Here is a 22,866-nt window from a genome sequence, read left to right on the forward strand (position 1 = left end):
TTATTCGATTAAATATATCTAATATGAAGCTAAAATAATTAATATTTTTTATTTTTTCAACAAATTTATCAAATTATAATTTCCTAAGAAATAAAAAAGAAGCCATTAGCAAATGGCTTCCCAATTATTAATTTTGTAACGCTTTTTTAACTGCTGATCTTACAGCTCTACTTGATACAGTAGCCCCTGTAACCATATCTACATCAGATGTTTGATTATATATCATTGCTGGTATCATTTCATTTTCTACACCTTTAAATATCATTTCTGTTTCTTTTGATTCTACTGTTTTTATGCTGTCTATAAATCCATTCTTTACAACAACTTCAACAGTAACATCTCCATTATGACCTTTAGATGTAGCTTTATATGTTCCATCTTTATACTGAGCTTTTAATTCTGAATTAATTTTTATTATTGATTCAACTTTTTCAATTTTTTTATTTCCAATCAACTTGTTTTTCCCTATGTATTCAATTGATTGTTTTGCTGCTTGACGACCAAAGATAATTATATCAGCAACAGCATTTCCACCAAGTCTATTAGCACCATGTACTCCACCAGTTACTTCTCCAGCTGCATAAAGACCTTTTATTGCTTTATTATTTTTATCTAAAACTTCAGTTTTTGAATTAATTTTGATTCCTCCCATAGTATGATGAACTCCTGGTGCTACTGGAATTGCATAAAATGGCCCTTTTTCTAAAGTAAATTTCATTCCTGTTGTTCTTCCAAATTCTTCATCTTTCCCATTTTTTACATAACTATTCCATTTAGCTATTGACTCTTCTAACACTTTAGGATCTACAGAAATTTTTCCTGCAAGTTCTTTAATATCTTTTCCTGTTATTAATATACCTATCTGATTCATTTCTTCTACTGCCTTCATTCTTTCTCTAAGACCTTGATCAAATATTATATAAACATATTCTTCAGGCTGCTCAAGAATGACTGCTGAAAGTTTATCTCTAGTTTCCATTTCACTAATAAAACGTATTCCTTTTTTATTTACAAATATAGCTCCATTACCTCTTACAGATTCTGAAATAACTTCAGCTTTAGATTGTTCAACAGTTGGATTAGTCTGAATATATTCCATATCTACCAATTCTGCTCCTGCTTTCTCAGCCATTACTATTCCACTTCCATCTGCTCCTGGATGATTTGTAGTTATAAATCCTTTCAGATCCTTACGATATTTTGTATATAATTCTTCATTTGCAGCAAATCCACCAGTAGCTATTACAACAGCTTTAGAAGATATCTCAATCTCATTATTTCTAATCAAATCTTTAGCCTTTACTCCTTCAATTTTTCCATTATTTATTATGAGACTTTGTGCTTCAGTTCTATAAAAAACTCTTATATTTCTCTTTTCAACATTTTCAGCTAAAGTTTTAACAAGAACTCCACCTATACTTATTCCTCCAGTTGGTCTGTGCATACGAGGATTTTTTGCCCCTGCTCCTGCCCCTACATCATTTAAATCCATTCCTATTCCCTTTAACCATTCTACAGTATCTGCTGAATTTTCTGTAAAATACTTCACTACTTCAGGATTATTTATATCTTTTCCTCCCTTCATAGTATCTTCATAAAAATCTTTAACACTGTCTGTTATTTTCATTTCTTTTTGAGTAGAAGTTTCTGCAGCATTTAATCCACCCTTTGATCTTACTGTATTCCCACCAGGAAAAGCCATTTTTTCAAGTAAGATTACATTTGCTCCAGCATCAAAGGCTTCAATAGCAGCTGTCATCCCAGCTCCACCAGCACCTATTATTACTACATCAGTTTCATATTTCTGTATTTCCCCAAAAATAGTTGTACACAAAATTAAAATTCCAAAAATTATTCCTATTTTCTTCATACATCCTCCTCAATTTTTATTCTTATATTTTATAATACCATTATCTATCTTTTTGGTCAATATAAAAACTAATTTTTTAGAATATTTACATCTATTTCTTAATTTTTTATATAATTTAAAAAATAATTTACTTTTCTTTTAATATTCTATTCAATGTTCCTCTATCTATTCCCAATTTAACAGCTGTTTTTGTCTTATTATTGCTTTCCTCTTCAAGTATTTCTTCCACTATCTTTTTTTCTATTTCTCTAAGTGTCATATTTGAAAATTCATTCTTTCTCTTTTTAGTTTTTCCTAAAGGAAGAAGACTTAATATTTTATCATCTGAGAGTTTTAAATTTATTTTTAATACTACCACTCTTTTTATTATATTTTCCAGTTCTCTTACATTTCCTGGAAATGAATATTCAGATAATTTTTCCAATATATTTGTAAATCTTTCCACTTCAAAAAGATTCAAGCCAAGAAGTTCTTTCTCTAATATATGATTTCCAGTAATAAAGATATCTTCTTTTCTTTTTCTTAATGGTATAGTTTCTATTTCCAGCACATTCAATCTATAAAAAAGATCTGTTCTGAATTTTCCCTCTTCACACAATAAAGAAAGATTTTTATTTGTAGCTGCTACAACTCTCACATCTACATATATAGTTTCTTCTCCACCTACTCTTCTAAAACATTTTTCTTGAAGAACTCTTAAAAATTTATTTTGAAGGTGATATGGAATCTCTGATATTTCATCTAAAAAAATAGTTCCCTTATGTGCAAGTTCAAATAAGCCTTTTTTCCCTCTTCTCTTTGCTCCAGTAAAAGCTCCTTCCTCATATCCAAAAAGCTCACTCTCTATAAGATTCTCTGAAATATTAGCACAATTAAAAGCTATAAAGGGTTCGTTTTTTCTTTTGCTACCATTATGTATACTTTGAGCAAACAGTTCTTTTCCAGTTCCACTTTCCCCTGTTATAAGTATAGTATTTTCTGTTCCTGCATAGTGCCTTGCAATTTTTTTAATTTCTTCAAAATTTTTATTACAAGTTACTAAGTCTTTCCATGTATGTTTTGCTGAAAACTCTAAATTGACTAAAGATTTTCTTAAGCTATTTGCTGATTCTTCTATATTTTTAAATCTTCTAAAAATAAAAAGAAAGTTATTTTTATTCTCTGACTGTTGTACAGGCGTTATATCCATAGATACTTTCTCTTTTTTGGTATCAATAAGTATATTTTTCACTTCATCTTTTAATCCAAAGATAAATTCCCTGTCTATCTCTTGTATAAAATCAAAAATATTATCATCTATATATATCTTATTATTAAATAATTTATTTCCCATAGAATTGTAATGCCCTATTTTTCCCTCATTGTCTGTATATATCATTCCACAATCTGTATTATTAAGAATGGCTGTCAGATATCTATTTTTTATTTTTTCATTCTCTTTAAACTCCAACATTTTTTTAGCCTCTTCAAAAGCCTTATGAATAGAATTATACTCTGATTTTATAAGATAAAAGTCTATATAATATGGCTTTTTCTCTAAAGTATTTAAAAGTACTGTATCTCCTATAAAAATTTTCACTTTCTTTTCATATATCAGCTCTTCAAGAGTATTCAAATATTTATTATAACTTTGCTCTTCATCAAATATCACTTCGTATGTTTCTTTAAATCCAGCTATATTAGCTAAATAACTGCATTTATATACTGCATTTTTATATCCTACTATCCCTAATGGAGTATCTGTTTTTTCTATTTTCTTTAATGTTTTCAATATTTCTATACTGGATATTTCTATTTCTATTACTGTAAGAGAGGTATTTTCTCTGATTATGTTTGCTGTACCTCCTCTTGTTATAATTATTTCTCCATCATTATTTTGAAAATCTTTAGCCACTTTTACAGCTTCTGTTAAATTAGCGTATTTTTTTATTAAAAATTTATCACTTTCTTCATGTTCTAAGAAGTCTTTATATGGTGCAAGCAAGCATATTCTTTTCATTTTTCCTCCTACAGTGAAATTTACAGCTGCAAAATACAACGTTTTTATAATATATTTTATATTATATCATTATTTTTTATTCTTTATAATATTCTGATTTAAATTTATTCACTACTTTCGGTTATTTTTTATTTTTTTCAATATTATGGCATAAAAATTGCTTTATATATCTATGGCAGATAATAAAATTCAAGGAGGCTTAAAATGGAAAAACAAGGTGTTATAGTAACAAAAAATGATTCTTTAGCTACTGCAACTGTTGATTTAAAAAAAGGAGATATTGCCAAAATGTTTCTGGGGGATGAAGTAATTGAAGTAGTTATGAAAGAAGATGTTAGATTTGGTCACAAATTTGCTATTAAAGACATTAAAAAAGGGGAACATGTTATAAAATACAGTGAAAGTATTGGAACTGCAACTCAAGATATTTCTATAGGGGAACATGTTCATGTCCATAATGTAGAAAGTGATAGAGGAAGAGGAGATAAAAAACATCAATAATAATTTTTTAACATAAATAAAAAATTCAGGAGGAAATTAATATGAAATTTATGGGATACAGAAGAAATGATGGAAAAGTAGGAATAAGAAACTATGTACTTATTTTAGCAACTAGTGTATGCTCTAATAAGTTAGCTGAAGATATTTCTAGAGCAGTTGAAGGAAGTACTCACATCAACAATACTTTTGGATGCTGTCAATTAGGAGGAGACGCAAGACTTACATTAAAAACTATTGTCAATACAGGAATTCATCCCAATGTTGGAGCTGTATTAGTAGTTGGACTTGGTTGTGAAGGAGCTGAGCCTCTAGAAGTATATAATGAAATAAAGAAAACTGGAAAAAAAGTAGAAATGATAACTATACAGGGAGAAGGGGGAACTCTTAAAGCTTTTGCAAAGGGAGTTTCTATTTCTAGAAAATTTGCACAAGAACTTTCATTAGAGAAAAAAGTAGAATGTGATATTTCAGAACTTATTCTTGGAATGGAATGTGGAGGCTCTGATACAACATCAGGATTAGCTTCAAATCCTACTTGCGGAGTAGCATCAGATATACTTGTAGAAATGGGAGGAACTAGTATTTTATCAGAAACTACTGAATTTATTGGAGCTGAACATGTTGTCGCAAGAAGAGGTATAAATGAAAAAGTTTCTCAAGAAATTCTTGATTTAGTGAGAGGATGTGAAGAAAGGGCAATAGCATTAGGAGAAGATATCAGAGGTGGACAGCCAACTCCTGGAAATATTGAAGGTGGGTTGACATCTATTGAAGAAAAATCCCTTGGATGTATTCATAAATCTGGTACTGCTCCATTCCAAGGTGTACTTCAATATGCTGATATTCCTGCTGAAAAAGGTCTCTTTATAATGGATACACCAGGACAAGATATTGAATCAATAACAGGAATGGTAGCTGGTGGAGCTCAGGTTGTTATCTTTACAACAGGTAGAGGAACTCCAACTGGTAATCCACTTGCTCCTGTCATCAAACTTACAGGGAACTTCCATACTTTTAAAAATATGGAAGATAATATAGACTTTGATGTATCTGAAATTGTTTCAGGTCATAAAACTATAAAAGAAATGGGTGAAAAATTATTTGAAGAAATAGTTGAAGTCTGCAATGGAAAAATTACTAAGGCTGAAGCATTAAAACATAGAGAGTTCTGTATTTATAAAATAGCACCAACATTCTAATACAAGGAGTGAATTATATGAAAATAAAAAAAAGTATTGAAAAAATTCCAGGTGGAATGATGGTAGTGCCTCTTATTATTGGGGCTGTAATGAATACATTCTGTCCACAGATCTTAGATATAGGTAGTTTTACTACTAATCTAGCTAGAGGTGCAATGCCCATATTAGCTGTTTTCTTAGTATGCATGGGAGCTGAAATAAATTTAAAAGCAGCACCTCAGGTTATAAAAAAAGGTTCTGTCATTACAATTTCAAAATTTTTAATAGGTGCAGTTATTGGAGTTCTTGTAAGTAAGTTTATGGGAACTGAAGGATTATTTGGCCTTTCAGCATTAGCAATAATATCTGCTATGACAAATAGCAATGGTGGACTTTATGCTGCCTTAACTGGTGAATTTGGAGATGCCACTGACACTGGAGCTATTGCAATAGTTTCTTTAAATGATGGTCCATTTCTTACTATGATAGCTCTGGGAAGTGCTGGAGTTGCCGCTATTCCTTTTTCTATATTAATTGGAGCTGTTATTCCTATTCTCTTAGGTGCACTACTTGGAAATCTTGATGAAGATATGAAAGAATTTTTATCAAAAGCTGGAGGAGTTATGATTCCATTCTTTGCTTTTGGATTAGGATGTGGGATAAACCTTTCTATGCTTGTAAAAGCTGGTATACCTGGAGTGATACTTGGACTTATGACAGTAATAATTGGTGGAATATTTAATATTCTTTCAGATAAAATAACTGGAGGCAGCGGAATAGCTGGTGCAGCGATCTCTAGTACATCTGGAAATGCTGTTGCTACACCTTTAGCCATTGCTGCTATGGATCCAAGACTTTTAGAAACTGCTAAAATAGCCACTGCTCAAGTTGCTGCTTCAACTATACTTACAGCATTTTTGGTACCTGTTTTAACAACTTATGTATATAAATATAATCAAAGGAAAAAAGAATCTATTCAGATTTAAAACTAAAGGCTGATCTTGTGATCAGCCTTTTATATCTTCTATTAGCATAAATCTATCATAAATAAATATATCTATATTAATCATAATTTATACTTTTAAAAAATTCTAATTAATTGTCTAAAATTTAAAGCTTACTATAAGACAATTCTTTCCTTATATTTTTAATCTTCCATTTCTGTTACAAATTTCCTTGTAATCTGCTGGGGTCTAGTTATAGCTCCACCAACTACCACTGCATATGCTCCTAGTTTTAAAGCTTTTTTTGCTTTTACAGGAGTATCAATATTTCCTTCTCCAATTACAGGTACAGTAACAGCTTTTATAACTTTTTCTAATTCTGTTAAAGGGTCATTTCCTTTTGTGTATTCTGTATATCCTACTAAAGTAGTTCCCACTATATCAAATCCTACTCTTTCTGCTTCAACAGCTTCTTCTGCTGAAGATATATCTGCCATAAATAATTGGTTTGGATATTTAATTTTAGCTTCTTTCATAAGATTTTCTAATGTATTCCCATCAGGTCTTTCTCTCTTTGTTCCATCTAAAGCTATTACTTCCACACCTTCTGCTGCCAGAGCATCTATTTCTTTCATTGTAGGAGTTATATACACTTGATTATCTCCATACTGGTGCTTGATTATTCCAATAATTGGAAGATCAACATTTTTCTTGATTTCCTGAATATCTGACACAGTATTAGCTCTTATTCCAGAAGCTCCACCAACTAATGCTGCATAGGCCATCCTTCCCATTATGAAGGAACTATGAAGTGGTTCATCTTCTAAAGCCTGGCATGAAACAATAAGTTTTCCTTTTACTTTTTTCAGTCTATTCATTATAATATCACCTTTCTTTATTTAGCAAGGTATTTATCAAAAAGTACTTTAGCTCCAGCCACTTGTTCAGGAGTTACTTTTGCCATAGGTCTTCTGCAATATCCTGCATCTACTCCTTGAAGTTTCATTATTTCTTTGATAGTTCCATATAATCCATTTGCTAAAATACCTTCAATAAGATCATTAGTTACATGTTGTATTTCTAAAGCTTCAGCAATTTTTCCTTCTTTTGCTAATTTAAATATTTCTTTTGCTCTCAATCCATTTACATTATATGTGCTTCCAATAGCTCCATCAATTCCAAGAACTGCTGCTGGTAAAAGCATTTCATCAAATCCTGCAAGAATTAATTTATTTGGATAAGCTTTTCTCATTCTTTCTAACAGAAAGAAATCTCCAGCTGTAAATTTAACCCCAATTATTTTTTCATTAGCAAATAACTCTCCAAATTGAGCAACAGACATATTAACTCCAGTTAAAAATGGAATAGAATAAATAATCATGTTATTTTCAGTTTCTCTTACTATTGTAAAATAATATTCTTTAATTTCTTCAAAACTAAATTTATAGTAGAATGGAGTTACAGCTGAAAGACATTTATATCCTAGTTCAGTTGCATATTTTCCCAACTCTACTGATTCAAATACATTAATACTTCCCACTTGAGCTATAAGCTGTACTTGATCTTTAGCTTCATCTATAGCTATTTCAAATATTCTTTTCTTTTCTTCTGTAGAAATCATAAAGTTTTCTCCAGTACTTCCACCTACATATAACCCATCAACTTTCATATTATCAATATTATGTCTTACTATCTCTCTTAACCCTTTTTCATTTATAGATCCATCCTCATTATATGGTACCATTAAAGCTGAAAATATTCCTTTCATTTGTTCCTCCTAATATATTTTATTTTTTATTATTTACTTAAAATTAAACTAATACTTTAAATATTACCTTTGTTATTTCTTTTATTTCTCCTACTTTAAGCAATGCCATATGAGGCTCATCTGGGAAAAACATTATAAATCTGTCTTCTGTTACATGAAACACATTTTTTAGCTCTCCATCATATAACTCACAATCCCCTTCTGAATTATACTCCTGTTTTACAGTTACTTCTGAATGAGGAGTATATCCCAGATTCTCTTCTCCAGATATGACTACATGTATATCTATATATTTTTTATGCCCTTCAAAAAATCCATCTTTTACCTCTTTTGTCATTGCACAATCTGGATAATTAAAATATAAGTTATCTCCATCTATAATATTTTTTCCTGGAATTCCTTTTTTATATTCTCCATTTAATATATATTCTATTGCTTTATCAAGATTTTTAGATATTCCCTTATATTGATTAAGGTCTTTTATTTCACCATATATCATTTTTCTTCCTTTCAATCATTCTGTTCTCGTGAACATTTATTTAAATTTATACCTTTTTAAATATTTTGTCAATCCTTTTTATTTTTAAAGTTTGCCAATTCTTTTAAGCAAAAGATAAACAGCCCCTAACATACCAGCATTATTTCCAAGTTCTGCAAATTTTACAGAAAGATTTTTCTTATAATTTACACCAATTTTTGATGCAAGATTTTTATTTACTCTATTTAAAAGATAATCTCCCTGTTTAGTAATTCCTCCACCTATAATTATAAGAGATGGATTAAAAATATACGTAATAGTGCTCAAACCATCTGTAAAATAATCTATCCATTCTTCTACTATCTCTTTAAATATAGGCTCTCCAGCTCTTTCTCTTGTAAATATCTCTTTTCCATTTAATTTAAAACCTGTTTTTTCTTTAACTATTCTTACTAGTGCTGTTGCTGAAGCATATCTTTCATAACATCCTTTTTTTCCGCACATACACTCAAGTCCGTTTTTTATTATCTGTATATGTCCAAACTCTCCTGCTACACAAGTATCTCCTCTTAAAATATCATCATTTATGATAATACCTCCACCTATACCTGTTCCAATAGTAACACATATAAAGTCTTTTTTTCCTTTTCCTGCTCCAAGCCACTTTTCACCAAGTGCTGCACAATTTACATCATTTTCCAGAACTGCAGGAAGAGAAAACTTATCCTCTAGCCTTTTTACTAAATCTGTTCCTATCCATCCAGGAATAATATCATTCCCTCCTATTACTTTTCCAATCTTTCCATCTATCTGTCCTGTCCCAGAAACAGCTATACCCAAAAGTTCTTTTTTGGGATACATTTCTATTATGTCAGATATTTTTTGGAATAAATTTTCTATACCTTTTTCAGCTTCTGTAGGAATTTCTCCCCCATCTGATATCTCTCCATCCAATGATACCAGACCATACTTTATCATTGTTCCACCAATATCTATACCTGCTATCTTCAATTTTTTCTCCTTGTTTCTACTCATTCAAAAATTCCATAGCCCATCTTAAGTTTTCATCCTGTAAACTATTTAACATATCTTCATATCCATACTCTGGAAATATTAAATGTCTTTTTCTGCATAACAATTTATTATATACAGCAAACACTTTTTTTATATTTACATTTAAGAGTGCAAGAGCTAAGGCTATTCCCCCACTTAGAGAATAGCCCATTGCTCCAATTTTATTAATATTTATATAATCAAACCATCACAATATCCATTATATCTGCCCAATATTCATTAAAATCATCTGTTTTACTACTTCTTCCTTGATATTTCTTTAATTGTTCTAATGGCATATCAACACTTAATGGCATTTTTTATTTACCTCTCTTCAATTATCCACCCATTATTAAATTAGGAAGGAATGTTATTATTCCTGGGAATATAGTTATAAATACTAATGTTATGAAAATTGGTATTAAAAATGGGAGTACACCTTTTGTTACTGTACTTACAGACATTTTTCCTACCTGTGCTACTACAAACAGAGCCATTCCCATAGGAGGAGTAAGTATTCCAATCATCATATTTAATGTTGTCATCACTCCAAAGAATACTAAATCTATTCCCACTTTATCAGCCACTGGAATAAGCATAGGAAGTACAAGGAACTGAAGTGCAAGAGCATCAATAAACATTCCAAGAAATAGTAATAATAAGTTTATCATTATTAATACAGTCAATGGAGAACTTGCATATTTCATAAATCCTGCTGCTATTTTCATAGCTATCTGTTCTCTTGCAATCATATCTCCAAAGAATGTAACTGTTATTATCATTAAAACTGTAACTCCGCTAATAGCCATTGCTTCTATACAATGTTTGAAAAAGGATTTTACAGTTAATTCTTTATATATGAAAGCTCCTAGAAAAACTGAATAAGCTGCTGCAACTACTGCTGCTTCTGTAGGAGTAAATAATCCTGAAAATATTCCTCCAATAATAATGAATGGAGTTATTAAAGCCCAAAAAGATTTTTTAAAAGCTTCAACCTGTTCCTTAAAAGTAGCTTTTTTAGCTTTTTTATATCCTCTTTTTTTACATACAAAATAATTCATTATCATTAAAGCTATTGTAGTAAGAACTCCTGGAACAAATCCTGCCAGAAATAATTTAGCAATAGATTGATTAGCAATTACTCCATATACTATCATACTTATGCTTGGAGGAACCAAAGGTCCTATTATACATGAAGCTGCTGTGATACCACCACAAATATCATCATCATATCCTGCATCTCTCATAGCTTTTATTTCCAACTGTCCAAGTCCACCAGCATCTGCTATAGCTGATCCAGACATTCCTGAGAAAATAAGAGATGCAGCTACATTTACATGTCCCATTCCACCAGTAAAGTGTCCTAGAAGAGCTTTTGCAAAATTAAATATTCTTTCTGTAATACCAGATCCATTCATCAATATTCCTGTCAGTACAAAGAAAGGAACACTTAGAAGGCTAAAACTATTAAGACTGTCTACTAATTTAGCTGAAGCAAAATATATTACATTCCATTTAGTAATTGAGAAATAGAATATTGTTGCTGCCATAAGGGACCACCCAACAGGAACTCCCATAAAAATCATTACTAACCAGATTCCAATAGTTACATATCCTGCTATAGGTCCAAATTTATAATAGTTAGCAAGTCTGAATAATCTAAATACTTTAGGATCATATATTATTAATCCTATAATAATTACTAAAGCTGCTAAAAAAATTCCTGGATGTAATATCACTTTTTTATTATCATAATTTTCTTTATAAGCCTGAAAGAAACGTATCATCATAAGTATTGCTACAATAGGAAGTGCTATGTACATCCACCCTGCTGATATTTTTAATGATACCAATTCAAATATCCATTTTTTCTTATAGAGACTATTTCCTAAATAGCCCATAAAAATAATAGATATAAAAATTATTATCTGCACAATAGTAAATGCAACTTTCTGCATTCTTGGAGAAAATCTGCTGCAAAGAAAATCTATAAGTACATGCTGCTGATTTCTGATACCCATACTAATTCCCAGCATTCCTACATATACAAATAACAGGCTTGATAATTCTTCACTCCACATAAGAGGTGTTCCTAAGACTTGTCTTGCTACTATCTGCATTACAAGTATTATAAACATACAGACAAAAAGTGTCCCTCCTATCCATTCTTCTAATTTATCAAAAATTTTCATCTATTTTCCCACCCTATCTCTTTTACACAATTTATTTTCCAGCTGCTGTTATTTCATCCACTGCCTGCTGACCAAGTTTTCCATTTTTCTTAATAAATTCATCATATACAGGCTGCATTTTTGCTTTAAATTCATCTAAATTTGGTTCAGTTATCTTTACACCCTTCTGTACAAAGAAGTCTTTCAAACTAGCTTCTTCATCTACAAATAATTTTGTATGATATTGTGCTGCTTCCTCAGCTGCATCTTTTACTACTTTTTGTAAATCTTCAGGCAAACTTTCTAGAGTTTCATTTCCAATTACATATAGCTGGTCATTTAATATATGATTAGTCATAGCAAGATATGGCTGTACTTCATAAAATTTTTGAGCTCTTACTGCTGACAATGGATTTTCCTGTCCATCTACTGAATTAGTTTGAAGAGCAAGATATACCTCTGAAAATGCCATAGGTGTAGGTGCAGCTCCAGTATATTTTGCAAAGTTTAGATTGGATGCTGCATTTGGAACTCTTAATTTCAATCCTTTCATATCTTCTATTGAATTAATAGCTCTATTTGAAGTAGTTTGTCTAGTTCCATTATAAGCCTGTGATAAAATAGTAATTCCTAGTTCTTCATTTATTTTATTTATTAGATTTTTTCCAAATTCAGTATCAAAAGTTGCTTTGTGCACGTGGTCAAAATCTTTTATCATGTAAGGCAATACATATACTTCAGCCTCTGGAAAGAATATTGCAAATCTTCCAATTTCTGTAAATGAGAAATCCAGAGCTCCTCCTGATACCTGCTCAAGCATACTTCTGTCATCTCCAAGTTGCCCATTAGGAAAAAGAGCTATTTCTATTCTTCCCTTTGATTCCTCTTTTACTTTATTTGCAAAAAATTCTGCTGCCTTATATTCATTAGATGCAGTTCCTGGAACCATTCCCATTTTTAAATTATATTCTGCTGCAAGTGCTGCTGTTGTCATTACACCAAATAACATTGTTCCTAATCCTAAAACTTTTAATGTGCTTTTCATAAATTTAAACCTCCTGCTTTTAATTTATTTTTGATTTATGTTTTTAATCATTTAAGTTCTCATAGAAGATAATATGTGATTTTGATATTTCCCAGTTTCCAGTTTTTGCATCATCTTTATATAAAATATCAAACATTTTTTTTCCAGCATTATATCCTTCAGCTGATATTTCTTCCATTACAGTTGCTGTTATTATCTTATTTTTTATCATTCTCTTGATATTCTTTCCAATTCCATTTGTTACAATTTTTTTATCATTTAATATTTTTGAAGGTAATTTTTCAAAAATATCCTGAGCGTATCTATTTATATATATTCCCTTTATTTTTTCTTTTTCACATACCTTTTGTAAAAGTTCTATACTTTTTTCTATTCCATTTCCATTTAATGGACCCACTATATCAATATCTGTCTCTCTTACTCTCTCTAAAAATCCTTTCAAGTATAATTTTGAAGATATTTTGTCATCACCATTATCTACAATCAACAGCTTTTCTCCCTTTCTAAGAAGAGCACTCATTATTCCTCCAGATATTTTTCCCTGTCTTAAATGGTCAGGTCCCACATGAGGTATATTTTCATGAAGTCTTATTCCTAAAGAAATTATATTAGTTTTTTCCAAATATGGTTTTAATATATCATATACTTTTTCTTTGGCTAAAGGTGTTATAATTAAACCATCCATATCTCCTGCTTCAAGAACTTTTTTAAGTTCCTTGATTTGACTTTCTGGATCATTAATATCATTTGTTATTATTTCTAATTTATAATTATATGCTTTAAATTCTTTTTCAGCCTCTTTTAATCCTTTTATTATTTCCTGAGTATAAAAAACATTTTTAGAATTAATCACTAAACAATAAACTTTCTTTGCTCTTTTTCCTGCAAGAGAACTTCCTATATAATTTTTTTCATAGTTCATTTCTTTTACAAGTTCAAGTATCTTATTTTTAGTTTCTTCTTTAATCAATGAACTCCCATTTATTGCCCTAGCAACTGTTGTTCTGCTGATTCCTAATTTTTCTGCTATCTCTTTCTGTGTAATCATATTCAAAATCACCTTCTCTTAAAATGTTCGCGTGTTCATTAATATAAATATAACTTTTATTCTTAAGTTTGTCAATGATTTTTTTAAGTTTTTTTAATGCTATTTCTAAACAAAAAGTTCTTATATACTCTGAAATAATTATTGCGTGTTAAAAAATAAGAATTATTTAAAAGAAAATTCTTTATTTTTCTATAAACATAAAGAAGAGAAAATTTGAGCAAAAATCAGATCAGATTTTAAAATACCTTTATTTAAAATTTCTAATCTTTTTCTTTTTTATAACTCAATCATTTCTCTTCTTAAAATTTTTAACTATTTTTTAATTATAGTTCCTGTATACATTCTAGCTGTTCTGACACCTGGTTTAATCTCCCCATTAATTGAAAATATTTTATTTCCAATCAAAACCAGCCCTTCTCCGCATGGTGCATCAAAAGGCACTTGCCCTATAGATTTCCATGAATCACTGTCAGAATTATATATAAGTATTTCTCTATTCCAATTAAATTCAGCAGGGTCTGCCCCAAAATATTCAGCTTTGAATCTTGCTAACTCCTCTCCTTTTAAAGAACCTAGGTTAGCTACTGCATTATCATATACCTCTTTATTAAATCCACCTATTACCATCATTTCTTTTTCATTTAATTTCACTGAAGAAGCTCCAAGAAGAGATATTCCTTTTCCATCTAATTCTACAGAAGCTGCTGAAGTCCATTTATCAGCTGCAAAATCATATTTATACCCATCAGTGTATGCAGTTGAATCTCCACCACTAAATACATACAATTTTCCATCAAGTATTTGAGATACAGCTTGTGTTCTAGTTGCTCCTCCTGGTACTGGTGCTAATTCCTTAATTTCTCCTGTTGCAATATTATATTCATATATTTTATTTGTAGCTTTTCCATTTTGTTTTCCAGATATAATATAAAGTTTTCCATCTTTTTCTACTGCTGTTCCATTTTGAAGAGTAAATGGTAAATCTCCTATTTTTTCTGCAGACAATTTTCCATTTTTTATGTTTAAAAATAATATATCATTATCTGCTTCTGCTGTTGCCCCTCCTCCTATATAATAAACTCCATCTTTTACAGTTACAGAAGCTCCATAACCAATTTCATTATCTAAATTAGTATGTTCTGCTACTTCTAACTTTCCATCTTTTTCTTCTAAAAGATATACATCAGAATAAAGCTTCTTTGCTCCTCCATTTAATACAGTATCATAAGGAAAATTTGCTCCTCCCCCTACTACTACATATTTTTCATCAAGTACACCTGATAATACTCCAGCAGTTCCTATATTTTTTTCAAACCCTTTCTGCGCAGGGAGATCTCCAGCATGCTCCCAAGTTATTTTTCTTTCTATTCCTTGGTTTTTCACCTCTGTTGAACTACATCCTCCTAAAATTAATCCAGATAATATTACAGTAAAAATAAATTTTTTCATCATAAACCTCCCATTTTTATTTATAAAAATATTATTTAGTTTAGTGATTGTATTAATTCTTAAACTTTAAATTGTACTCGTGTTCATTAATTTGATAATAACTCTAATAATTTTATTTGTCAACATTTTTTTATTTTTTAGAACATATTTACTTAAAACAGTATCATTTTTTACAACAACTATTAAAAAAATATATATATTCTTATCTCTTGATTTTATTAAACTTTTATTATAGTATTTTTATTTCTTAAATAGAAAAAATCGATCGTTTTATATACAATTTATATGATAATTTTTCAAAAAAATACTTTACATTTTTTTAAAAATGTTTTATTATTTCAAATATAAAATTTAAAGGCAATAATTAAATTTCATCAACTTATAAAAGTTGTCTTATTTGCTTAAAATTTTATAAAAAATATATAATTTTTCTGGGAGGAAATTTATGAAAAAATTAGCACTTTTATTAGCAGCATTAGGAGTAGTTTCAGCAGTTTCTTATGGAGCTGAACCAGTTCTAAAAGTAACATCTATTGGACAGGAAATTGAGATTGAAAATGTATCTGGAGGATCTGATATTGGAGAAGATTCATTCTTTGGAACTACTGTTGGATTATCTTATGGTGATTGGACATTTGCTATAACTGGTGGAAAATTCTGGGATATTGACACTGATAATACTGATTCAAAAGATGGAAGACTTCAAATGGATGCTTGGAAAAAATTTGATAATTACAAATTAGGTTTTAGATATAGAGGTCAAAAAGACTTTGATAGATATTACTTAAGAGGAACTTGGGATTATGATATGTTCTGGGGAGCAGCAGATATCTGGTATCAAGCAAACAACAAAGTTAATGATGCTTGGAGAGGGGAAATATTCCCAATTGGAATTAAATTTGGTTCTGTAAAAATTGGATGGTTTGTTGACTGGACTCAAACAATGGGAAGAGTTGGTTCTGGAGAACTTGAAAATAACTTTGAACATCAAATCAGAGCTTATGCTACTCTTTACAAAGGAGAAAAAATCACTCTTTCTACAGAGGGTAGATTTACTTTAACTGTAGATGATAAATTTAAAGATGGAGATAAAAAAGCTAAAGATACAGTTGGAAGATATGAAGATTTTGGAAGAAATAGAATTTATTTAGGTGCAGATTATCAAGTTAATACTAACTTAAATGTTTATTTAAAATATGGATATGAAATAAGAAATATGGAAAAAGTTAATGATGGAAAATCATTTGACAGCAATAATTACTATGGAGACTTTATTGTTGGATGGAATTATAGATTCTAATTTTTCTTAAATAAAAAACTGGCTATTAAGCATAAATAAAACTTTATTTCTTTATTGTCTTTTTAGCCAGTTTATATAAATAAAGATAATTTTCTTTTAAATATTTCTCTTATAATTTCCCATGAAGGAAACGATTTTAGACTCTCCCTGGTTTTAAAATTGTTTCCTATTTTAACATAAAAAAGAGTTAATTTAATGTTATTTATCACAGATATATCTGTAATTTTTTCACTTTCCTTTCTTACTTTTTTTAAACTTTTCCTAATATATAAAAAGAGCTCATAATGAGCTCTAATTTTCTATTTATCTATACTGCTTTTTGCAACTACCAATACATATATATTTTCTACATTAGTATCATCTTTTAACAATGCACAAAGGCCTTTTAGAGTAGTTCCTGTACTGTATAGGTCATCTATAAGAAGAATATTTCCCTTTCTAGTCAAATCTCTATTTTTTCTTATGCTATTTTTAAAAAGATCTAGTTTTTTTTCTACTGGAAGGTTTTTTATCTCTTCTGAAGTAAGTTTACTGAAGAAGTCTAAAGAGATAGGTTTTTTAACTTTCTCTCCAACTAGCTTAACTAATTGAAATAATGGTTGTATTATTCTTGATTTTGAAGGAGGAACAGCTATTATTCCATCTATCTTATCAAGAAGATTCCATTCATTTGTTATATGTTTTGCTATTTCATCTGCTATTTCCACTGCTTTAAGATAATCCTTATGATATTTTAACTCATTTAATGCTTTTCCTATTTCACTATATGCTACATCAAATTCTGGGTATCCAAATATATCCTCACCCTTATATTCACTTTTGGTTGTAAAATAATCCAGAGCATAGCCTTCATTCCATACTCCTTCTAATTTTATAGGATTTAACTTCATACCTGATGACCTCCTAAATACTTTTTATCTTATATACATTTTATCATATTTATTAAATAATTCAAATATGAGGTATAATTTTCATATAAATAAAAAAGAAGGACAACCATTTGGTTGTCCCCAAAGCATTTTGTTTATTATAACATAATTACATAAATTTTACAAATAATGGTACTAAAACTAGTGATACTATACTCATTAATTTGATAAGAATATTAAGAGATGGTCCAGATGTATCTTTGAATGGATCCCCAACTGTATCTCCAACAACTGCAGCTTTATGTCTTTCAGATCCTTTTCCATCACCTTTGTACCCAGCTTCAATTTGTTTCTTAGCATTATCCCATGCACCACCAGCATTAGCCATCATGATAGCCATTAATACACCAGTAACAAGAGATCCAGCTAATAATCCTCCAAGAGCTTGTACTGACCAAAGTCCTACAACGACTGGAACAACTATTGCAAGTATTCCAGGAAGTATCATTTCTCTTAATGAAGAATGAGTAGAAATTTCAACACATCTTTTATAATCAGGTTTTCCTTTTCCTTCCATGATTCCTGGAATTTCTCTAAATTGTCTTCTTACTTCTTCAACCATTTCCATAGCTGCTTTACCAACTGCTGTCATTGTTAGAGCAGAGAATAAGAATGTTAACATTCCACCTAAGAATAATCCTGCGATTACTTCTGGGTTAGCAACATCTATAGCAAGAATTTGATTTGATTGAATTTGGATAGCTTCTTTATAAGCTGCAAATAAAGATAGAGCTGTAAGAGCTGCTGACCCAATTGCAAATCCTTTTCCAACTGCTGCTGTCGAGTTACCAACTGCATCAAGTTTATCTGTACATTCTCTAACTTCAGGTGGAAGCTCAGCCATTTCAGCAATTCCTCCAGCATTGTCAGCTACTGGTCCATAAGCATCAACTGCTACTACCATTCCTGTACTTGCAAGCATTCCAACTGCAGCTACAGAAATTCCATATAATCCAGCAGTCATATAAGCAATAATAATAGCAACAGCAATGATAATAATGGGTGCAACTGTAGACTCCATACCAACTGCTAGTCCTTCAATTATAGTTGTAGCCGGTCCAGTTTTAGCAGCATCTGCAATTCTGTTAACTGCTTTTTTACCAGTATCTGTATATAATCCTGTAAAATAAGCTATAACTAGTCCTGCTAATAATCCAGCAACAATAGCATAGAATATTCCCATTTCTAATCCTAAGAATTTAATTATTCCAAATGAAGCAATTAAAGAAAGGATTCCAGCTATTCTAGTTCCATTTTCCAATTTGTGATAAACTTCATCAGGATTTTGAGTTTTAACTGTTAATGTAGCTAATATAGAAGTAACGATTCCTAATGCAGCTATTAGTAAAGGTGCAATTAGATATCCAAAATTTTCAGTAACTTGTGCTATAGTTGCTCCAATAGTCATTGCAGCTATAATAGACCCAACATAAGACTCAAATAAGTCTGCTCCCATTCCAGCAACATCCCCAACATTATCTCCAACATTATCTGCTATTGTAGCAGGATTTCTAGGGTCATCTTCAGGAATTCCAGCTTCTACTTTACCAACAAGGTCTGCTCCAACGTCAGCAGCTTTAGTGTAGATTCCTCCACCAACTCTTGCAAATAGAGCAATTGATGAAGCTCCCATTCCAAATCCAGTAACAATACTCATATCCCAGTTAAATATGATTATCATAACTGATAGTAAAAGCATTCCAAGTCCAACAACTGCAAGACCCATAACTGCTCCACCAGCAAATGCTACATCAAGAGCTTTTGAAAGCCCTCCTTCTTTAGCAGCTATCGAAGTTCTTCCATTAGCTTTAGTTGCTATTCTCATCCCAACATTTCCTGCTATAGCTGAAGTTACAGCTCCGCATACAAATGTTATCGCAACTGAAATATTTAAGAAAATTCCTAATAATATAGCTACTGCTACTACGAAGTATACTAATATTTTGTATTCTGCAAGTAAGAAAGCCATAGCTCCCTCTCTGATAGCATCTGTTATTTCTGCTACTCTTGGAATGTTAATTTGATAACTTTCCACTTTTTTAGAATAACCAAAGGCAGCAATCAATGCAAGTATCCCAGCAATTATTCCAACATAGATCAATGAATGTTCCATTACTTAATCCTCCTATATTAATTTAAATTACACACTACATTATATTTGAAAACTTAATTTATTACAAGTACTTTTATTCAAAAAGTTCTCTTATTTTTTAAAAAAATCAAGATTTTTTGTTTTTAATATATTCATATCTTTATCTACAATTAAAACTTTTATTTTTTCATTATTTTCAGCATATTTCATAATTTTTTCTATAGGCATAGTAAAAAATGCTGTTGAGTATAGATCAGCTAAAAAAGAATCTTCACATATAACCATTACTAACTTTTTATCTTTCACTGGAAAACCTGTAGTTTTATCTAATATATGGTGATACTTTTCTCCATTTATTTCTACATAAGTCTGATAATCTCCCGATACTCCCATACCTTCATTATTAAGTTCTACAATTCCAAGTAAATCTTCTGGGTTTTCTGGATTTTGTACTCCTATTCTCCATGGCTTGTTTTCTGGTTTTGTATTTATTACATCTATACTAGATATAGTAGTTATAAAAGCACTTGTTATACCTATTTCTTCCATTGCTTTTTTAGCCCTAGCTACAGCATAACCTTTTAAAAAAGACCCAGTATCAATCTCATTTACAGGAAATTCCATGTGTATTTTATTGCCTTCTATTTTTACTTTATCAAAATCTATTTCTGTCAGTACATGAGCTAGGAGCTCTTTTGATGGAATAGAAATTTCTCCAACCTCTCCAAATCCCCATGCTTTTAGCAATGGTCCAATCGTTATATCATATTTTTTATCTGAAAGGTCATACACTTCTTTCACTTTAGAAAAAAGCATAAGACCTTCATCATCTAATTCCACTGGAGTAGCAGGATCTGAATTTAATCTTCCTATTATACTGGTTTTTATTTTACTATTAAATTTATTATCCAGTCTCTCTATTTCATTAAATGCTTCTTCCATTCCTTTTTTAGCTAATTTTTCATCCTTATCATACACAGTTATCTTTATATAAGTTCCAAAAAGAAATTTTTCACTTTCAAATTTCTGCATTTTTTTATCTGTACACCCTATAAAAACAAATGGAAGTAAAAAAATTAGAAAAAGTCTTTTTATCACACTATTCACCAACTTCTTCTTCTCCAAATTCATAACCAATTTTTCCATCTGCAATTTCTCTAAAAGCCTTTTTTATATCAGTATCTTTTTTACTACATTTAGTTAAAAGTGTAGCTCCCTTCCCTATCTCTCTTGCTCTTTGACCACTGATTATTGTCAGTATATATTTATTAGGTATTTTATCAAGTAATTCATCATAAACTATATCTTTTTTCATATTAGCCTCCTATTTACTTTTTTCTTCTATAATTTTTTTTAATTCATTGCATGCCTGTTCTACAGTATAATTTATTATTGTTATATCATATTCTTTTTCATATTCCAACTCTTTTATAGAATTTGCAAGCCTAAGTTGAATAGTTTCCTCACTATCTGTTTTCCTTCCTCTTAATCTTGCTTCAAGCTCCTTTTTTGTTGGTGTTTTAAAGAAAATAAGATTTGCTTCAGGATATTGGTCTCTTACTTGAAGACCGCCTTGTACATCAATCTCTAATATTATATTTTCACCTTTGGTCATTCTATTTTCTACTTCTGATTTTAAAGTTCCATAATAATTCCCATGAACTGTTGCAGTTTCTAAAAAATCTTTATTTTCTCTTTTTTTAAGAAATTCTTCTTTAGTAAGAAAATAATAATCTCTTCCATCTACTTCTCCTGTTCTAGGCTCTCTTGTAGTTGCAGAAGTAGCAAGATTTATTCCAAGCATTTTGCGTACAAGTCTACAGATAGTTGATTTTCCAGCACCACTAGGTCCTGATACTACATATAGATTTCCTTTTGGCATTTTATTCTCCTTTCTCTATTCTAGCTGATATCGTTTCTGGATTTATAGCTGACATTATAACATGATTTGAATCTGTTATTATTAAGGTTTTTGTTTTTCTTCCCAAAGTTGCATCTATAAGCCTATTTTGAAGTTTAGCTTCCTCTCTCAATCTCTTACTTGGAGCTGAGTCAGGATTTATGACAGCAATTATTCTTATATCCATTACCATATTATTAAATCCGATATTGATGGGCCTCATAGATCCTCCTATTCGATATTCATGGCTTGTTCTCTAATTTTTTCAAGTTCATTCTTACATTCTACTATAAGTTTTGAAATATCATACAAATTACATTTTACCCCTGTTGTATTAAGCTCTCTAAATATTTCTTGAAGAATAAAATCCATTTTCTTTCCTACTGCTGTATCTTTGCTTTCCATTTCTTTCCTTAACTGCTCCATATGGCTATCAAGTCTTGAAATTTCTTCAGATATATCTGATTTATCAGTAAAAATCAATATTTCTTTAAGAATATCCTCTTCTTTAAAATCTATTGTTCCTCTTATTTTATCAAGTCTTTCCATCAGTTTTTCTTTATAATTTTTAACTACAGTTTCTTTATATTGCTTTATTTCAATTATTTTTTCTTCAAGAACTTCTATTCTTTCAAGAAAATAAGCTTTTAATCGGTTCCCTTCATCTTCTCTAGTTTGAATAAATGGAACGAGTAATTCATTAACTTTTCCCAATATAAAAGTTAAATACTCACTTTCATCAATCTCAAAATCATTTTTTTGTATAACATTTAAATTTCTAACTAAAATATCCATTTTATTTGTGAATTTTTCATTAAAATCATTTTCCATCTCTTTAAGTACATTCATATAAGCTGAGCTTAAATTTCTATCATAATCAAAAAGTTTCCCAAGCTCCCTCTTATCTTCAAATTCTATTTTTAGATCTAAAGAACCCCTGCTGATTTTTGAAGCAATTTCTGTTCTTATTGCTCCTTCTAAAAAATTTAAATTGTATGGAAGTTTTATTTTCAAATTTAAATTTTTATTATTTACACTTTTAAGTTCCATGTTGATAGCAAAACTTTCGTCTTGATATGTAAGTTTTGAATATCCTGTCATACTTCTCATAATTTTTCCTCCAGGAAAGATGAAACAAATA

General features: G+C 30.1%; 23 protein-coding genes. 4 read left to right on the forward strand and 19 right to left on the reverse strand.

Annotated elements, in window-relative coordinates:
- Window positions 1–127: 127 nt before the first annotated feature.
- Together E6771_RS11510 and E6771_RS11515 are read right to left on the reverse strand one after the other, a co-directional pair.
- A complete protein-coding gene (locus E6771_RS11510) occupies window positions 128–1,870 on the reverse strand; it encodes a flavocytochrome c (RefSeq protein WP_316091465.1) in 1,743 nt (580 codons plus the stop codon).
- 127 nt (window positions 1,871–1,997) lie between these two features.
- A complete protein-coding gene (locus E6771_RS11515; protein WP_316091466.1) occupies window positions 1,998–3,869 on the reverse strand; it encodes a sigma 54-interacting transcriptional regulator in 1,872 nt (623 codons plus the stop codon).
- Window positions 3,870–4,073: 204 nt separating this feature from the next.
- Between E6771_RS11515 and E6771_RS11520 the strand changes: the two genes are divergently transcribed.
- The 3 genes from E6771_RS11520 to E6771_RS11530 are packed head-to-tail and all read left to right on the forward strand — an operon-like array spanning window position 4,074 to window position 6,534.
- Complete coding sequence (locus E6771_RS11520) at window positions 4,074–4,370, forward strand: UxaA family hydrolase (RefSeq protein ID WP_316091467.1); 297 nt, start codon at window positions 4,074–4,076, stop codon at window positions 4,368–4,370.
- Window positions 4,371–4,411: 41 nt separating this feature from the next.
- The gene (locus E6771_RS11525; RefSeq protein ID WP_316091468.1) at window positions 4,412–5,569 is read left to right on the forward strand and encodes a UxaA family hydrolase; all 1,158 of its coding nucleotides are present in this window, start codon (window positions 4,412–4,414) and stop codon (window positions 5,567–5,569) included.
- 17 nt (window positions 5,570–5,586) lie between these two features.
- Entirely contained in the window at window positions 5,587–6,534 is a 948-nt protein-coding gene (locus E6771_RS11530; RefSeq protein ID WP_316091469.1) for a 2-keto-3-deoxygluconate permease, read from the forward strand.
- 161 nt (window positions 6,535–6,695) lie between these two features.
- On the opposite strand, the gene E6771_RS11535 is transcribed toward E6771_RS11530, so the two are convergent.
- The 10 genes from E6771_RS11535 to E6771_RS11580 all read right to left on the reverse strand — a co-directional run bounded on the left by E6771_RS11535 (window position 6,696) and on the right by E6771_RS11580 (window position 15,504).
- The gene (locus E6771_RS11535; RefSeq protein ID WP_316091470.1) at window positions 6,696–7,370 is read right to left on the reverse strand and encodes an N-acetylmannosamine-6-phosphate 2-epimerase; all 675 of its coding nucleotides are present in this window, start codon (window positions 7,368–7,370) and stop codon (window positions 6,696–6,698) included.
- A gap of 17 nt (window positions 7,371–7,387) precedes the next feature.
- Entirely contained in the window at window positions 7,388–8,260 is an 873-nt protein-coding gene (gene nanA / locus E6771_RS11540; RefSeq protein WP_316091472.1) for an N-acetylneuraminate lyase, read from the reverse strand.
- A 43-nt stretch (window positions 8,261–8,303) separates the two neighbouring features.
- Complete coding sequence (locus tag E6771_RS11545) at window positions 8,304–8,759, reverse strand: YhcH/YjgK/YiaL family protein (protein WP_316091473.1); 456 nt, start codon at window positions 8,757–8,759, stop codon at window positions 8,304–8,306.
- 84 nt (window positions 8,760–8,843) lie between these two features.
- Window positions 8,844–9,749, reverse strand: a complete 906-nt coding sequence (locus tag E6771_RS11550; protein ID WP_316091474.1) for an ROK family protein — start codon at window positions 9,747–9,749, stop codon at window positions 8,844–8,846.
- 16 nt (window positions 9,750–9,765) lie between these two features.
- Window positions 9,766–9,963, reverse strand: a complete 198-nt coding sequence (locus E6771_RS11555; RefSeq protein ID WP_316091475.1) for an acetylxylan esterase — start codon at window positions 9,961–9,963, stop codon at window positions 9,766–9,768.
- A 28-nt stretch (window positions 9,964–9,991) separates the two neighbouring features.
- Window positions 9,992–10,108 carry an acetylxylan esterase gene (locus E6771_RS11560; RefSeq protein ID WP_316091476.1) on the reverse strand — a complete coding sequence of 39 codons (117 nt, stop codon included), beginning with the start codon at window positions 10,106–10,108 and terminating at the stop codon, window positions 9,992–9,994.
- A 21-nt stretch (window positions 10,109–10,129) separates the two neighbouring features.
- Entirely contained in the window at window positions 10,130–11,983 is a 1,854-nt protein-coding gene (locus E6771_RS11565) for a TRAP transporter large permease subunit (RefSeq protein WP_316091477.1), read from the reverse strand.
- Window positions 11,984–12,014: 31 nt separating this feature from the next.
- Entirely contained in the window at window positions 12,015–13,007 is a 993-nt protein-coding gene (locus E6771_RS11570) for a sialic acid TRAP transporter substrate-binding protein SiaP (protein WP_316091478.1), read from the reverse strand.
- Window positions 13,008–13,050: 43 nt separating this feature from the next.
- Entirely contained in the window at window positions 13,051–14,055 is a 1,005-nt protein-coding gene (locus tag E6771_RS11575) for a LacI family DNA-binding transcriptional regulator (RefSeq protein WP_316091479.1), read from the reverse strand.
- A 312-nt stretch (window positions 14,056–14,367) separates the two neighbouring features.
- Entirely contained in the window at window positions 14,368–15,504 is a 1,137-nt protein-coding gene (locus E6771_RS11580) for a cyclically-permuted mutarotase family protein (protein ID WP_316091480.1), read from the reverse strand.
- Window positions 15,505–15,949: 445 nt separating this feature from the next.
- On the opposite strand from E6771_RS11580, the gene E6771_RS11585 reads away from it, so the two are divergent.
- Entirely contained in the window at window positions 15,950–16,804 is an 855-nt protein-coding gene (locus E6771_RS11585; RefSeq protein WP_316091481.1) for a hypothetical protein, read from the forward strand.
- Between the two features lie 299 nt (window positions 16,805–17,103).
- On the opposite strand, the gene E6771_RS11590 is transcribed toward E6771_RS11585, so the two are convergent.
- The 7 genes from E6771_RS11590 to E6771_RS11620 all read right to left on the reverse strand — a co-directional run bounded on the left by E6771_RS11590 (window position 17,104) and on the right by E6771_RS11620 (window position 22,835).
- Window positions 17,104–17,694 (reverse strand): ComF family protein, encoded by a 591-nt coding sequence (locus E6771_RS11590; RefSeq protein ID WP_316091482.1) that lies wholly within the window; start codon window positions 17,692–17,694, stop codon window positions 17,104–17,106.
- Between the two features lie 148 nt (window positions 17,695–17,842).
- Window positions 17,843–19,846, reverse strand: coding sequence for a sodium-translocating pyrophosphatase (locus E6771_RS11595; protein WP_316091483.1), 2,004 nt, complete (start codon window positions 19,844–19,846; stop codon window positions 17,843–17,845).
- A gap of 90 nt (window positions 19,847–19,936) precedes the next feature.
- The gene (locus E6771_RS11600) at window positions 19,937–20,956 is read right to left on the reverse strand and encodes an FAD:protein FMN transferase (RefSeq protein WP_316091494.1); all 1,020 of its coding nucleotides are present in this window, start codon (window positions 20,954–20,956) and stop codon (window positions 19,937–19,939) included.
- Window positions 20,925–21,140: a DNA-directed RNA polymerase subunit omega gene (gene rpoZ, locus E6771_RS11605; RefSeq protein WP_316091484.1), complete on the reverse strand. Its 216-nt coding sequence runs from the start codon at window positions 21,138–21,140 to the stop codon at window positions 20,925–20,927. Before rpoZ ends, E6771_RS11600 begins: the two co-directional genes overlap by 32 nt.
- Window positions 21,141–21,149: 9 nt before the next feature.
- Window positions 21,150–21,707 (reverse strand): guanylate kinase, encoded by a 558-nt coding sequence (gene gmk, locus E6771_RS11610; RefSeq protein WP_316091485.1) that lies wholly within the window; start codon window positions 21,705–21,707, stop codon window positions 21,150–21,152.
- A gap of 1 nt (window position 21,708) precedes the next feature.
- Complete coding sequence (locus tag E6771_RS11615) at window positions 21,709–21,948, reverse strand: extracellular matrix/biofilm biosynthesis regulator RemA family protein (RefSeq protein WP_096401405.1); 240 nt, start codon at window positions 21,946–21,948, stop codon at window positions 21,709–21,711.
- Between the two features lie 8 nt (window positions 21,949–21,956).
- On the reverse strand, window positions 21,957–22,835 hold the full coding sequence (locus E6771_RS11620) for a YicC/YloC family endoribonuclease (RefSeq protein ID WP_316091486.1): 879 nt from the start codon (window positions 22,833–22,835) through the stop codon (window positions 21,957–21,959).
- Window positions 22,836–22,866: the final 31 nt, after the last annotated feature.

The organism is Fusobacterium sp. (genome assembly GCF_032477075.1).
Lineage (GTDB): Bacteria > Fusobacteriota > Fusobacteriia > Fusobacteriales > Fusobacteriaceae > Fusobacterium_A.